Source organism: Lentzea jiangxiensis (assembly GCF_900104175.1).
Taxonomy (GTDB): Bacteria; Actinomycetota; Actinomycetes; order Mycobacteriales; family Pseudonocardiaceae; genus Lentzea; species Lentzea jiangxiensis.
Genome location: NZ_FNIX01000010.1, coordinates 15,261 through 27,968 on the forward strand (window position 1 = coordinate 15,261; position 12,708 = coordinate 27,968).

General features: G+C 69.5%; 14 protein-coding genes. 5 read left to right on the top strand and 9 right to left on the bottom strand.

Annotated features, from left to right (window positions below; translation table 11 throughout):
• Nucleotides 1–3: 3 nt before the first annotated feature.
• From rsfS to BLQ91_RS24115, 5 genes are all read right to left on the bottom strand, one after another.
• Complete coding sequence (gene rsfS, locus BLQ91_RS24095) at nucleotides 4–387, bottom strand: ribosome silencing factor (protein ID WP_090100087.1); 384 nt, start codon at nucleotides 385–387, stop codon at nucleotides 4–6.
• Between the two features lie 142 nt (nucleotides 388–529).
• Nucleotides 530–733, bottom strand: coding sequence for a transcription antiterminator/RNA stability regulator CspE (gene cspE, locus BLQ91_RS24100; protein ID WP_030468099.1), 204 nt, complete (start codon nucleotides 731–733; stop codon nucleotides 530–532).
• Nucleotides 734–818: 85 nt separating this feature from the next.
• On the bottom strand, nucleotides 819–1,400 hold the full coding sequence (gene nadD, locus BLQ91_RS24105; RefSeq protein WP_090100089.1) for a nicotinate-nucleotide adenylyltransferase: 582 nt from the start codon (nucleotides 1,398–1,400) through the stop codon (nucleotides 819–821).
• Between the two features lie 181 nt (nucleotides 1,401–1,581).
• On the bottom strand, nucleotides 1,582–2,751 hold the full coding sequence (locus tag BLQ91_RS24110; protein ID WP_090100091.1) for a cytochrome P450: 1,170 nt from the start codon (nucleotides 2,749–2,751) through the stop codon (nucleotides 1,582–1,584).
• A gap of 16 nt (nucleotides 2,752–2,767) precedes the next feature.
• The gene (locus BLQ91_RS24115) at nucleotides 2,768–4,195 is read right to left on the bottom strand and encodes a glutamate-5-semialdehyde dehydrogenase (protein WP_425412531.1); all 1,428 of its coding nucleotides are present in this window, start codon (nucleotides 4,193–4,195) and stop codon (nucleotides 2,768–2,770) included.
• Here BLQ91_RS24115 and BLQ91_RS24120 point away from each other — a divergent pair.
• Nucleotides 4,097–6,181: a RecQ family ATP-dependent DNA helicase gene (locus BLQ91_RS24120; protein ID WP_090100095.1), complete on the top strand. Its 2,085-nt coding sequence runs from the start codon at nucleotides 4,097–4,099 to the stop codon at nucleotides 6,179–6,181. The genes BLQ91_RS24115 and BLQ91_RS24120 overlap by 99 nt on opposite strands.
• Nucleotides 6,182–6,388: 207 nt before the next feature.
• Nucleotides 6,389–7,573, top strand: coding sequence for a cytochrome P450 (locus BLQ91_RS24125; protein WP_218130391.1), 1,185 nt, complete (start codon nucleotides 6,389–6,391; stop codon nucleotides 7,571–7,573).
• On the opposite strand, the gene BLQ91_RS24130 is transcribed toward BLQ91_RS24125, so the two are convergent.
• Nucleotides 7,551–7,961: an anthrone oxygenase family protein gene (locus BLQ91_RS24130; protein WP_090100097.1), complete on the bottom strand. Its 411-nt coding sequence runs from the start codon at nucleotides 7,959–7,961 to the stop codon at nucleotides 7,551–7,553. The genes BLQ91_RS24125 and BLQ91_RS24130 overlap by 23 nt on opposite strands.
• A gap of 82 nt (nucleotides 7,962–8,043) precedes the next feature.
• Here BLQ91_RS24130 and BLQ91_RS24135 point away from each other — a divergent pair, with 82 nt between their 5' ends.
• A complete protein-coding gene (locus BLQ91_RS24135) occupies nucleotides 8,044–8,943 on the top strand; it encodes an AraC family transcriptional regulator (protein WP_090100098.1) in 900 nt (299 codons plus the stop codon).
• Here BLQ91_RS24135 and BLQ91_RS24140 read toward each other — a convergent pair.
• Nucleotides 8,925–9,308, bottom strand: coding sequence for a VOC family protein (locus tag BLQ91_RS24140; RefSeq protein WP_090100099.1), 384 nt, complete (start codon nucleotides 9,306–9,308; stop codon nucleotides 8,925–8,927). The two genes, BLQ91_RS24135 and BLQ91_RS24140, sit on opposite strands and share 19 nt — an antisense overlap.
• A gap of 38 nt (nucleotides 9,309–9,346) precedes the next feature.
• Between BLQ91_RS24140 and BLQ91_RS24145 the strand changes: the two genes are divergently transcribed.
• Complete coding sequence (locus tag BLQ91_RS24145) at nucleotides 9,347–9,931, top strand: alpha/beta fold hydrolase (protein WP_090100100.1); 585 nt, start codon at nucleotides 9,347–9,349, stop codon at nucleotides 9,929–9,931.
• Nucleotides 9,932–9,943: 12 nt separating this feature from the next.
• Nucleotides 9,944–11,209 carry an MFS transporter gene (locus tag BLQ91_RS24150; RefSeq protein ID WP_090100101.1) on the top strand — a complete coding sequence of 422 codons (1,266 nt, stop codon included), beginning with the start codon at nucleotides 9,944–9,946 and terminating at the stop codon, nucleotides 11,207–11,209.
• On the opposite strand, the gene BLQ91_RS24155 is transcribed toward BLQ91_RS24150, so the two are convergent.
• Together BLQ91_RS24155 and proB are read right to left on the bottom strand one after the other, a co-directional pair.
• A complete protein-coding gene (locus tag BLQ91_RS24155) occupies nucleotides 11,172–11,570 on the bottom strand; it encodes a VOC family protein (protein ID WP_090100102.1) in 399 nt (132 codons plus the stop codon). The two genes, BLQ91_RS24150 and BLQ91_RS24155, sit on opposite strands and share 38 nt — an antisense overlap.
• Before the next feature lie 9 nt (nucleotides 11,571–11,579).
• Nucleotides 11,580–12,707, bottom strand: coding sequence for a glutamate 5-kinase (gene proB / locus BLQ91_RS24160; protein WP_176959933.1), 1,128 nt, complete (start codon nucleotides 12,705–12,707; stop codon nucleotides 11,580–11,582).
• Between the last annotated feature and the right edge of the window lies 1 nt (nucleotide 12,708).

Genomic DNA, 12,708 nt, shown 5'->3' on the forward strand with positions numbered 1-12,708 from the left:
ACCTCATTCAGCCTTGGACTCGGCGGGGACGTCGGCTTCGAACTCGATCCGCGGGCAGTCCTTCCACAGCCGCTCCAAGCCGTAGAAGCTGCGCTCCTCCGTGTGCTGCACGTGCACCACGACGTCCACGAAGTCCAGCAGAACCCATCGGCCCTCGCGGGCCCCTTCGCGGCGCACCGGCTTCGTGCCGGCCTCCCGCAGCTTCTCCTCGATGTTGTCGACGATCGCGCCGACCTGCCGCTCGTTGGGAGCGGACGCGATCACGAACACGTCCGTGATCACGAGCTGGTCGGAGACGTCGAGCACCGTCACGTCGTGCGCCTTCTTGTCGGCCGCTGCGTTCGCCGCGACCAGCGCCAGCCGTCGTGCCTCGTCGGTGGCTGCCACGTCACTCCTCTGACTTCCGGCGGACGTCGATACGCCCACACGAGTTACTGAGGGTACCGGCGAGCGCCAAACCGGTACTTCACGCCCAGGCATGACGAAGGCCACCTCAGCGCCCTGAGGTGGCCTTCACCTGCGCCGAAACCTAGAGCGGGCGGACCTGCTGGGCCTGCGGGCCCTTCTGGCCCTGGCCAACCTCGAACTCGACCTTCTGGTTTTCCTCGAGCGAGCGGAAACCCTTGGACTGGATCTCCGAGTAGTGCACGAAGACGTCTGCCGAGCCGTCGTCGGGCGCGATGAACCCGAAGCCCTTTTCGGCGTTGAACCACTTCACGGTGCCTGTAGCCAAAGTCTTGCCTTCCACGAACCAGCAACAACCCGCTGATTGTTGCTCCCCGCGCCCTCCAATGCACGCAAAATCCACTCGAACGTGGTCACGACTCGGAGTACAGGCCCGTTTTGGCGATGTACTGGACCACCCCGTCCGGAACGAGGTACCAGACGGGCTGGCCCGAAGCAGTCCGGTCGCGGCACCCGGTCGAGGAGATCGCCATGGCCGGGACCTCGACGAGCGACACCGAGCCGGGCGGCAGGTGCCGGTCGTTCAGCGTGTAACCCGGACGGGTGACTCCGATGAAGTGGGCGAGCTCGAACGCGTCCGCGGCGCGCTTCCACGACAGGATCTGCTCCAGCGCGTCGGCACCGGTGATGAAGAACAGCTCGGCGTCCGGGTACTGCTTCCTGAGGTCCGTGAGCGTGTCCACGGTGTACGTGGGGCCCTCGCGGTCGATGTCGACCCTGCTGACCGAGAACCGGGGGTTGGACGCCGTGGCGATGACCGTCATCAGGTACCGGTCTTCGGCGGGCGAGACCTCCCGCGACGCCTTCTGCCAGGGCTGACCCGTCGGGACGAAGATCACGCGGTCCAGGTCGAACCTGGCCTGCACCTCACTGGCGGCGACGAGGTGACCGTGGTGGATGGGGTCGAACGTGCCACCCATGACGCCGATGCGCATCGAGACAGCGTAGACCGGCGCCGAGCCGCTCCCGAGACTCGGCGCCGGTCGTGCTGATCACACCGCACGGCCCAGGGGGAGGACGGGCCGTGCGGGTCGCGGCCCACCCCGAAGCAGAGCCGCGCGCACTGGAGGAACGCGCGGGCCGCTCCCCCATTACGCGGTCAGCCCAAGATTTTTCTCACCACGCGACGACGAGCTTCACCGGCCCTCTGACCAGGGAACCCTTGCGGAACTCGACGGGTTCTTCGAGCCGCAGGCCGGGCATTCGGCGCAGCAGCGCGCCCAGTGCCACCTGCAGTTCCATCCTGGCGAGCTGCGCACCGAGGCAGAAGTGGATGCCGTGCCCGAACTGCAGGTGCTGGCCGACCTCGCGCTCCAGGTCCAGTTCTGCGCCGTCCGGGTAGACCGACTCGTCGTGGTTCGCCGACGACACGACCACCAGCACGGCATCGCCTTCCTTCACCAGCGCGTTGCCGACCTGCACGTCCTCGGTGGCGATGCGGGTGAAGCCGGCGCCGCTGCCCAGCGGGACGAACCGCAGCAGTTCCTCGATGGCGTTCGGCAGCTTCTCCGGATGTTCGCGGAGGCTCTTCATGGCGTCTGGATGGTCGAACAGCGTGATGACGCTGTTCGCGAGCATGTTCGCCGTCGTCTCGTGTCCCGCCACGAGCAGCGTGATGCCGAAGCGGACGAGTTCGTCCTCGCTCAGTCTGTCGTCGTTGTCCCGTGCGGCGACGAGCGCGCCCATCAGGTCGTCTGTGGGGTGTGCGCGGCGTATGGCGACGAGTTCGGTGAAGTAGGCGTGCAGCTTCATCAAGCCGTGCATCGCCTGTTCGGGCGTGTACCCGCCGACTGTGGACAGGACCTGGTTCGACCACGTGCGGAAGTCGTCGCGGTCCTCGAACGGCACCCCGAGCAGCTCGCAGATGATGGTGATCGGGAACGGCATGGTGAAGCCCTCGACCAGGTCACCGGGGTTGTCCAGGCGGTCGAGCAGCTCGTCGGTGATCTGCTGGGCACGTGGCCGCAACTCCTCGACCCGGCGGACCGTGAACGCCTTCGACACCAAGCGGCGCATGCGCGCGTGGTCCGCGCCGTCGTGCGTGAGGATCGATTCGCCCGGTGCGATGAGCGGCTGCATCCTCGGCACGTCCCGGTTGACGGTCCGCGCGCGGCTGAACCGCGGATCGCCGAGAACGAACTTCGTCTCTTCGTAGGACGTGACGAGCCAACCCTCGCCGCCGTAGGGGAACGTCACGCGCGAGACGGGCTCGTCACGCCGTAGCCGTTCATACGTCGGATCGAGGGTCAAGCCGTCGGGTTCGGAGAACGGGTAGGTGGGAGCCATGTCTCCGAAGCTAGAGCTACGCCTTCGGGCGTGTGTGCCCTTCGCCCCACACGACCCATTTAGAGGACGTCAGCTCTGTCAGGCCCATCGGACCGCGGGCGTGCAGCTTCTGCGTGGAGATGCCGATCTCCGCGCCCATGCCGAACTCCGCGCCGTCGGTGAAGGCCGTGGAGGCGTTCACGAACACCGCCGCCGCGTCCACACGGGCCGTGAACCTGCGTGCCGCCGCCACGTCGCTCGTGACGATGGCCTCGCTGTGACCGGAGCCGTACGTCGCGATGTGCTGCACGGCCTCGTCGAGCGAGTCGACGACCTTCGCGGCGATGTCGAGGCTGAGGTACTCGGTGCCCCAGTCGTCGTCGGTCGCGCCGAGGACGTCGGGCTGCCGGGCGAACTGCTCGTCGCCGTGGATGGTGACGCTCTCCTGCTGCAGCGCCTTGGTGATGCGCGGGACGAACTCGTCCGCCACGTCCTTGTGCACCAGGAGGGACTCGGCCGCGTTGCACACGCTCGTGCGGCGCGTCTTGGCGTTGAGGACGATCGACTCGGCCATGTCGAGGTCGGCGTGCGAGTCCACGTAGACGTGGCAGTTGCCGACGCCGGTCTCGATCGTGGGAACGGTCGCCTGCTCGACAACGGCGTTGATCAGGCCCGAGCCGCCGCGCGGGATGACCAGGTCGACCAGGCCGCGGGCGGTGATGAGGTGGGTGACGGACGCGCGGTCGTGGCACGGCAGCAGCTGCACCGAGTCGGCCGGCAGGTTCACGCTTTCGAGTGCATCGCGCAGGACGCCGACGAGCGTGGTGTTGGAGTTCTCGGCGGTCGAGGAACCGCGCAGCAGGGCGGCGTTGCCCGACTTCAGCGCGAGGCCGGCGGCGTCGACCGTGACGTTCGGGCGACCTTCGTAGACCATGCCGACGACGCCCATCGGGACGCGGACCTGCTTGAGCTCGAGGCCGTTCGGGAGGATGCCGCCGGTGATCACCTGACCGACCGGGTCCGGCAGTCCCGCCACGGTTTCCAGGCCGGTCGCGACGCCGTCGACGCGCGCCTCGGTGAGGGTGAGGCGGTCGAGGATGTTGTCCGGGAGACCCGCTGCCTTGCCCGCGTCGAGGTCCTTCCGGTTGGCCTTGAGGATCTCCGGCGTGCGCTTGCGGAGCGCGGCGGCCATCTCCAGGAGCGCGGTGTCCTTGCGCTCGCGGGTGGCGAGGACGAGTTCGTCGGCGGCGACGCGGGCGCGGCGAGCTGCTGCGTGTACCTGGTCGCGCAGGTCATCAGTCACGCTGCACAGCTTACGACCTGCGACAATCACAATTGTCAGAGTGGCCTGGCAAGCTTGCTCCCCATGGACGACATGGCGTTGCGAGAACTGGCGGAGGAACGGCTGCGGGCGCTGGCGGGCCCGAAGGCCGTGCTGCGCGAGGACCAGTGGACGGCGATCCACACCCTCGTGGCGCGGCGCCGCAGAGCTCTCGTCGTCCAGCGCACCGGCTGGGGCAAGTCGGCGGTGTACTTCATCGCGACGGCGCTGCTGCGTCAGCTCGGTGAGGGGCCCACGGTCATCGTGTCGCCGTTGCTCGCGTTGATGCGCAACCAGGTCGACGCCGCGGCGAGGGCCGGTGTGCACGCGGTGACGATCAACTCGGCGAACACCGACGAGTGGGACGCCGTGCAGGAGCAGGTCGCCGCGGGCGAGGTCGACGTGCTGCTGGTGAGTCCGGAACGCCTGAACAACCCCGACTTCCGCGATTCGGTGCTGCCCTCGTTGACGGCGTCCGCGGGCATGCTGGTCGTCGACGAGGCGCATTGCATCTCGGACTGGGGGCACGACTTCCGGCCCGACTACCGCCGGCTGCGGACGTTGCTGACGGAGCTGCCGCCGGGGGTGCCGGTGCTGGCGACCACGGCGACGGCCAACAACAGGGTGGTCCACGACGTCACCGAGCAGCTGGGGCTCGGCGCCGACGAGGGCACGCTGGTGCTGCGCGGACCGCTCGACCGGGACAGCCTGCGCCTGTCGGTCGCGCTGCTGCCGACCGCGGAGGCACGGCTCGGGTGGCTGGCCGAGCAGCTCGGCCGCATGCCCGGTTCCGGGATCATCTACACGCTGACCGTGGCCGCGGCGGACGACATCGCGGCGTTCCTCGCCTCGCGCGGGTTCGCGGTGGCGGCGTACTCGGGCAAGACCGAGCCGGCCGAGCGGGAGCGGGCCGAGCAGGACCTGCTCGAGAACCGGGTCAAGGCGCTCGTCGCCACCTCGGCGCTCGGCATGGGGTTCGACAAGCCGGACCTGGGGTTCGTCGTTCACGTCGGCGCCCCGTCGTCCCCCATCGCCTACTACCAGCAGATCGGCCGGGCCGGCCGCGGCGTCGAGCGGGCCGAGGTGGTCCTGCTGCCGGGTCACGAGGACCGCGACATCTGGGCGTACTTCGCGTCGCTGGCGTTCCCGCCGGAGGTCATGGTGCGCCAGGTGCTGTCGGCTCTCGACGGTGCCGGCAGGCCGCTCTCGACGGCGGCGCTGGAGCCGCTGGTCGAGCTGTCGCGCGGCCGGCTCGAGGTGGTGCTGAAGGTCCTGGACGTCGACGGCGCGGTCCGGCGCGTGCGCGGGGGCTGGGAGTCGACCGGGCGGCCGTGGGAGTACGACGGCGAGCGGTACGCGCGCATCGCCGAGGCGCGCAGGGCCGAGCAGCAGGTGATGATCGACTACCTGCGGACCGGCTCCTGCCGGATGAAGTTCCTGCAGGACCAGCTGGACGACCCGACCTCGCACGAGTGCGGGCGTTGCGACAACTGCACCGGCGAGCGGCTGTCGGTCGAGGTGTCGGACACGGCGGCGAGCGCGGCTCGGGAACGGTTGCTGCGTCCGGGCCTCGACGTGGCGCCGCGCAAGATGTGGCCGACGGGCATGAACGCGATCGGCGTTCCGCTGTCCGGCAAGATCCCCGCGACCGAGGTGGCGGCCACGGGCAGAGCGCTCGGCCGGCTCACCGACATCGGCTGGGGCAACCGGTTGCGCGACCTGCTGGCCGACGGGAACGACCGCGAGATCCCGGACGACGTGTTCGCGGCGTGCGTGAAGGTGCTGACGGCGTGGGGCTGGGACGAACGCCCGGTCGGCGTGGTCGCGGTCGGCTCGCGCAGGCGACCGCAGCTGGTCGGCAGCTTCGGGCGGAAGATCGCGGAGATCGGCCGGCTGCCGTTCCTGGGCACCGTGTGGCTCGGCGAGTCGAAGCACCGGGCCAACAGCGCCCAGCGGCTGGCCGGGCTCGTGCGGGCGGCCGAGACGCCTGACGTGTCCGGTGTGGACGGTCCGGTTCTGCTGGTGGACGACCACATCGACACCGGGTGGACGATGACGGTCGCGGCTCGGGTGCTCAGGAAGGAGGGAGTTCCCGCCGTGCTGCCGTTCGCGCTGGCGGTGACGAACTGATCCCGGCTTGTCCTGACCGGAGGCGGGCGAGACGCTTCCGCCCAGGGTGCCCCCGGAACCCGCGCCGCCCCGGCGCAGGCCATGGCTGCGGATGCTTGCCGCGGTGGTGACCGGCGAGCCGTGGCAGGAGCGCCCGCAGCTGTTCACCGTGCTCTCGTGGCGGGAACTGGCGGTGGCGCACCGACGCGGTGTGGCACTGTCTTCGGCATGACTGCGGAAGTCGTGCGGTTCCGGCAGGCCGACCTCCTCGCCGGTCTGCACCGGCGGTTCGGGCCGGTCGTGCGGACGGGTCCGTACACCTACCTCCTCGGGGCCGAGGCGAACCGGTTCGTGTTCGCGCACTCCGAGCTGTTCGAGGTGGAGCGGGCGTTCCAGTCGCTGGTGCCGGTGGACGGACCCACGTCGTTGATCGTGAGCGACGGCGAGGACCACAAGCGGCGGCGCGGGTTCGTACAACCCGCGTTGGCGCATCGGCGGATCGCCGGCCATGTGCCGGTGATGCGGGCCAACGCCGAGGCTGTGCTCGACGCGTGGCGGCCGGGTGACGTGGTCGACGTCTACCAGGAGTTCCGGCGCGCGGTCCGGCGCAGCACGATCCACGCGCTGTTCGGCGAGGAGCTGGCGCGGGACTCGGACTTCTTCGGGGCGCACCTGCAGGTGCTGATCAACCTGGTCGACCGCAACCCCGCTGTCGTGACGGTGCTCCGGCGGACGAAGGCGCCGGCTTGGCGTGACGCGATGCGGGCGCGCAGGGCCGTGGACGCGCGGGTGTACCAGGCGATCGAGGAGACACGTCAGGGCAAGACGGCCGGTGATGTGCTCACCTCCCTCGTGCAGGGCGACGGGTTGAGCGATCTGGAGGTCCGCGACCAGGTCGTCACACTGATCGCCGCCGGATATGAGACGACCAGTGCCGCTATGGCATGGGCGGTGTTCAACCTGTTGCGGCACAACGGAGTTTGGGAGCGCGCGCAGGAAGACGACGGCTACCTGGCCAACGTCGTCAACGAGACGCTCCGGCTGTACCCACCGGCGGTGGTGTCGGCCAGGGTGGCGGCGCAACCGTTCGAGTTCGCCGGTAAGAAGATCAAGCAGGGCGCGTTCCTGTTGTACAGCCCGTACGTCACGCATCGGCTGGAAGAGATCTATCGGGATCCGTTGCGGTTCGACCCCGATCGCTGGGAGACCAAGCCGGCGCCGCACGAGTTCCTGCCGTTCGGTGGCGGCCCGCACCGGTGCATCGGCGCCGGGCTCGCCACCACCTCGCTCACGGTGATGCTGAAGGCGTTGCTGCAGAGGCCGAAGCCGGAGCTGCTCCCCCAGCGCATCACGCCGACCAGCGTCGCCGCGATGCGTCCCAAGCGGGGCCTCAGAGTCCGAGCAGCAGGGTGACGGCCGAGGCGGTGCAGGCGACGGCGCGCAGGTGGTTCCAGAGCGTCCACCGCCTCAGGTACGCGAGCCAGTAGGCGTCGTCGGCCTGGTCGAGACGGTTGTTCATCGGCACGTTGATGACGACTGTCACCAGGAAGCAGCCAACGGCGTAGAGAAGGCCACCGACGGCCCGGCCCCGGAACACCTCGCCGGCGCACAGGACCAGGGTGCCGACGAACAGCAGCAGGAACACCGGGTTCTGGATGCGGGCGTTGATCCGCCGCATCGCGGTGCGGGCGTCAGCCGACGAAAGGTCCGCGAGGCCCGGCATGACGGCGACGGAGAAGGCGAAGAACACCCCGGCCATCAGCCCGGTGGCGATGACCGTGATCAGCGTGAATGTCCCCATGCGGGTAACTCTGCACCGCCGACATCAGACTCTCAATGACAATTCATCGCGCGGACTTGCTCGTTCGTCCAGAATCAACGGCATGACGGACGCACTGGGCGAAGCGCTGCACCTGTTGAGGATGTCCGGCACCTTCTACTGCCGCAACGAGCTCACCGCGCCGTGGGGCGTGACGATGCCCGACATGGCGGACTGCCTGTGGTTCCACGTGCTGACCAGCGGCCGGTGCGACGTCGAGGTGGACGTCCAGGTCATCCCGCTCGAACCCGGCGACGTGCTGCTCGTCCCCGGCGGCCAGCGCCACCGGCTGTTCCACGGCGAGGCGGAGTCGCCGGTCGTCACGACGCTGCCGCACGAGTTCGAGACCGAGAACTACGCGGTCCTGCGCCACGGTGGCGGCGGCGCGGTGACGCACCTCGTGTGCGGCGCGGTCCGCTTCGACCACCCGGCCGCCAAACACCTCGTCACCGTCCTGCCGAACGTGCTGCACGTGCGGCAGGCCGACGACATGCGCGCCACGATCGACCTCATGGCCGCCGAGGCGAAGGCCGTGCGGCCCGGCGGCGAAGCGGTCATCACCCGGCTCGCGGACGTCCTGGTGATCCAGACGATCCGCTCGTGGCTCGCCACCGATCCGGCCGCGCGCACCGGGTGGCTGGGAGCGTTGCAGGACAGGCAGATCGGGCAGGCGCTCGCGCTGATCCACCGCGACCCCGCGCAGCCGTGGACCGTCGAACGCCTCGCGCACCGGGCGGCCATGTCGCGGTCGGCGTTCGCGGCGCGGTTCACCGAGCTCGTCGGTGAACCGGCCATGCGGTACGTCACGCGGTGGCGCATGCACGTGGCGATGAACCGCCTCAAAGACCGTGACAGCACCGTCAGCGAGATCGCCCGAAGCCTCGGTTACGAGTCGGAGGCGGCGTTCAGCCGGGCGTTCAAGCGGATCGTCGGGGTGTCACCCGGTCAGGCGCGGGCGGGCTGAAGCAGGTCCCAGCGGTTGCCGTAGAGGTCCTCGAACACGGCCACACGACCGTAGACCTCGTCGCGTGGCTCCTCCCGGAAGTGCACGCCGTACGCGGTCATGCGGGCGTGGTCGCGGTCGAAGTCGTCGGTGTTCAGGAAGAACCCGACGCGGCCACCGGTCTGGTCGCCCACTCGCGCCTGCTGCTGACCTGTGTCCGCCCGGGCCAGCAACAACGACGTCCCCTCCCCCGCCGACACCACGACCCAGCGCTTGTCGCCCTGCGGAATGTCCTCGACCAGCGTGAACCCGAGTCCTTCCACGTAGAAGCGGATCGCCTCGTCGTAGTCGCGGACCACCAGCGTCACCAACCCAATTGATCGCACGGCGACGAGTATCGACGACGAGAGAGGTCTACCCGCACATGGCTGACTCACTCGTGCTCCTGCACCCCGGCGGCGCGGACCCGTCCGCGTTCGGACCGCAGTTCGACGCTCTCGCCGATTTCACCCTGCACGCACCGCACCGGACGAACCAGGCCACCCAGGACCACGCGGAGATGGCACACGAGACCGTCGAGTTCCTCGACCGCACCGGGCCTGCTCACCTGCTCGGCTGCAGCGACGGCGCCACGATCGCGCTTCTCACCGCCGTGCTCAGACCTGATCTCGTGCGACGGCTCGTGGTCGTGTGCGGCGTCTACCACCACAGCGGCTGGGACCCGGCCACGGAGCTGACGCCGATGCACCGCCGTTCGCCCGCGCTGACCGGGACAGATCTCGGAAGACTGCCGAACCGCACGCTGGTCATGATCGGCGACGACGACGAAGTCACGCTGGAGCACGCCACGGCCATGTACCGGGCGCTGCCGAATGCCGAACTGGCGGTCGTCCCGGGCACGTCACACGGGCTGCTGCACGAGAAACCCGCGCTGTGCAACGCGATGATCGTCGACTTCCTGTCCAACGACCCAGTCGAGACGTACGCACCGATTCGTCGCCGTATGTGATTGGCTGACTGCATGGCGGTTACCTCGGAGAAGCATCGACTGCCCGTACGCACGCTCGTCGCGTCCAGCGCCGGCAACGCCGTCGAGTGGTACGACTGGGGCATCTACACGGCGTTCAGCATCTACTTCGCCACCCAGATCTTCCCCTCCGGCAACGAGGCCGCGGCGCTGCTGAGCACGTTCGCCACGTTCGCCCTGGCCTTCTTCTTCCGCCCGCTCGGCGGTTACCTGCTCGGCCGGTTCGCGGACCTCAGGGGCCGCCGCACCGCGATGCTGCTGACGATCGTGCTGATGTCCGGCGGCTCGGTCGTGATCGGCCTGCTGCCCACGTTCGAGCAGGTCGGGTGGCTCTCCCCGGCGCTGCTGGTGCTCGCCCGCATCGCGCAGGGCATGGCGCTCGGCGGTGAGGTGTCGAACGCGTCGGCGTACCTTGCGGAGATCGCGCCCGCCTCCCACCGCGGGCGGTACTCGTCGTTCTTCTACATCTCGACCGGCGCGGCGGTGCTGATCGCGTCGCTGCTCGGGTTCTTCCTGTCGCGCAACCTCGACAAGGCCGCGATGGCCTCCTACGGCTGGCGCATTCCGTTCCTGATCGGCGGTGTGCTCGGTCTCATCGGACTGTGGCTGCGACGGGAGCTCAAGGAGACCGACCAGTTCGAGGAGAACAAGGCCAAGGCCGAGAGCCTGCGCAACCCGCTGCTCACGACCGTCAGGGAACATCCGAAGGCCGTCGGGCAGCTGATCGGCATCACGCTGCTCTCGACGCTGAGCTTCTACACGTTCTTCTCCGCGCTGACGCCGTTCGCAGTGAAGACCAAGGGCGCCAACGACATCGACGTGTTCCTGGCGCTGTCGATCGGCACGGTCGTGTTCATCGCACTGCAGTACCCGATGGGGTGGACGGCCGACCGGTACGGCCGCAAACCGCAGATGCTCGTGTGGGCGGCGGCGATGGCGTTGCTGGTCGTGCCGCTGTCGACGCTGGTCAAACCCGGTCTGGCGAACCTCGTGGTCGTCTTCACCGTGGGCCTGGGGCTCTACACGGCGATCACGTCGATCGCGCCCGCGATCATGAGCGAGCTGTTCCCGACCGAGCTGCGCGGGCTCGGCATCGGCGCCTGGTACAACCTGACGGTCGCGCTGTTCGGGGGCACGGCACCGCTGGTCATCCAAGCCGTGGGCGGGACGGTGTTCTTCTGGTACGTCGCCGTCGCCGCCGTCATCACGTTCCTGGTGGTGCTCACCCTTCCGGAGACAAGGGGTGTTCCGTTGAGCTGAGGCAGAACTCGTTGCCCTCGGGATCGGCCAGCACGAACCAGACGCCGTCACGGCTCACCACGGACGCGCCCAAGGCGACGAGCCGCGCCACCTCGGCCTCGACGTCGTCGCACCACAGGTCGACGTGCACGCGGTTCTTGACCGTCTTCGGCTCCGGCACGCGGTTGAAGAAGAACCGGGGCGACCCGGCGAGCAGCACCGACGGGTCGTCCTCGGGGTCGTCGATCCCCATCGCGCTCAGACGGGCCAGCTCGGCGTCGTCGTACGGCGCCATCTCGTGGTCGTCGAGCGCCTGCGCCCAGAACCGGGCGAGCGACGCGGGATGGGCGCAGTCGATGACGACGTCGTGCATCCGGGCCATGCCCCGACCCTAGCGGTGCAGCGGCACCAAATCATCGGCATGGACGACTTCCCGCCGTTGCTCCTCAGGCAGGTCGTGCGTCTTGCGGCCGATCAACGACGGCAGCTCCGCCGAGTCGTAGCCGGCCACACCGCGGGCCACGACCTCGCCCGCGAGACTGACCAGCTCGACGACGTCGCCCGCCTCGAAGTCGCCGTCCACGCCCGTGATGCCGGCCGCCAGCAACGACCGGCGCCGGCCCACGACCGCGGCGACCGCGCCGTCGTCGAGGTGCAGGCGGCCGTTCGCGTCCGTGGCGTAGCCGAGCCAGAACCGGCGGGCGGTGAGGCGCGACCCCGTGGCCGCGAACGCCGTGCCGACGTCCGCGGTGGTGAGTGCGCGCCCGGCTTCCGTGGCGCTGGTCAGCAGAACCGGGATGCCCGCGGACGACGCCAGGCGGGCGGCGGCGAGCTTGGACGCCATGCCACCGGTGCCCAGACCGGACGCGCCCACGGCACCCGCCCGCACACCGTCCACATCGGACGCTGACGCCACCTCGGAGATGCGGACGGCACCCGGCTTGCGCGGGTCGCCCGAATAGAGCGCGTCCACGTCGGACAGCAGGAACAACGCGTCCGCGCCGACGAGGTGGGCCACCAGGGCCGCGAGGCGGTCGTTGTCGCCGAAGCGGATCTCTTCGGTGGCAACGGTGTCGTTCTCGTTCACGACCGGAACCGCGCCGAGCGCCAGCAACCGGTCGAACGTCCGCTGCGCGTTGCGGTAGTGGGCACGCCGCACCACGTCGTCGGCGGTCAGCAGGACCTGGCCGACGGTCAGCGAGTAGCGGCCGAACGAGTTGGCGTACGCGTGCGCCAGCGTGAGCTGCCCGACGCTCGCCGCGGCCTGCTGGGTGGCGAGGTCGCGCGGGCGGCGGGAGATCTTCAACGGCGCCAGGCCCGCCGCGATCGCACCGGAGGACACGAGCACGACCTGGCTGCCCGCGGCGGAACGCGCGGCGAGGGCGTCGACCAGCGCGTCGAGACGCGCCGGGTCGAGGCCACCTCCCGCCGTGGTCAGGGAGGACGACCCGACCTTGACCACGATGCGGTGCGCCGAGGCGACCGCCTGCCGAGCTTGTGAGACCACGGGGGCCGTCACG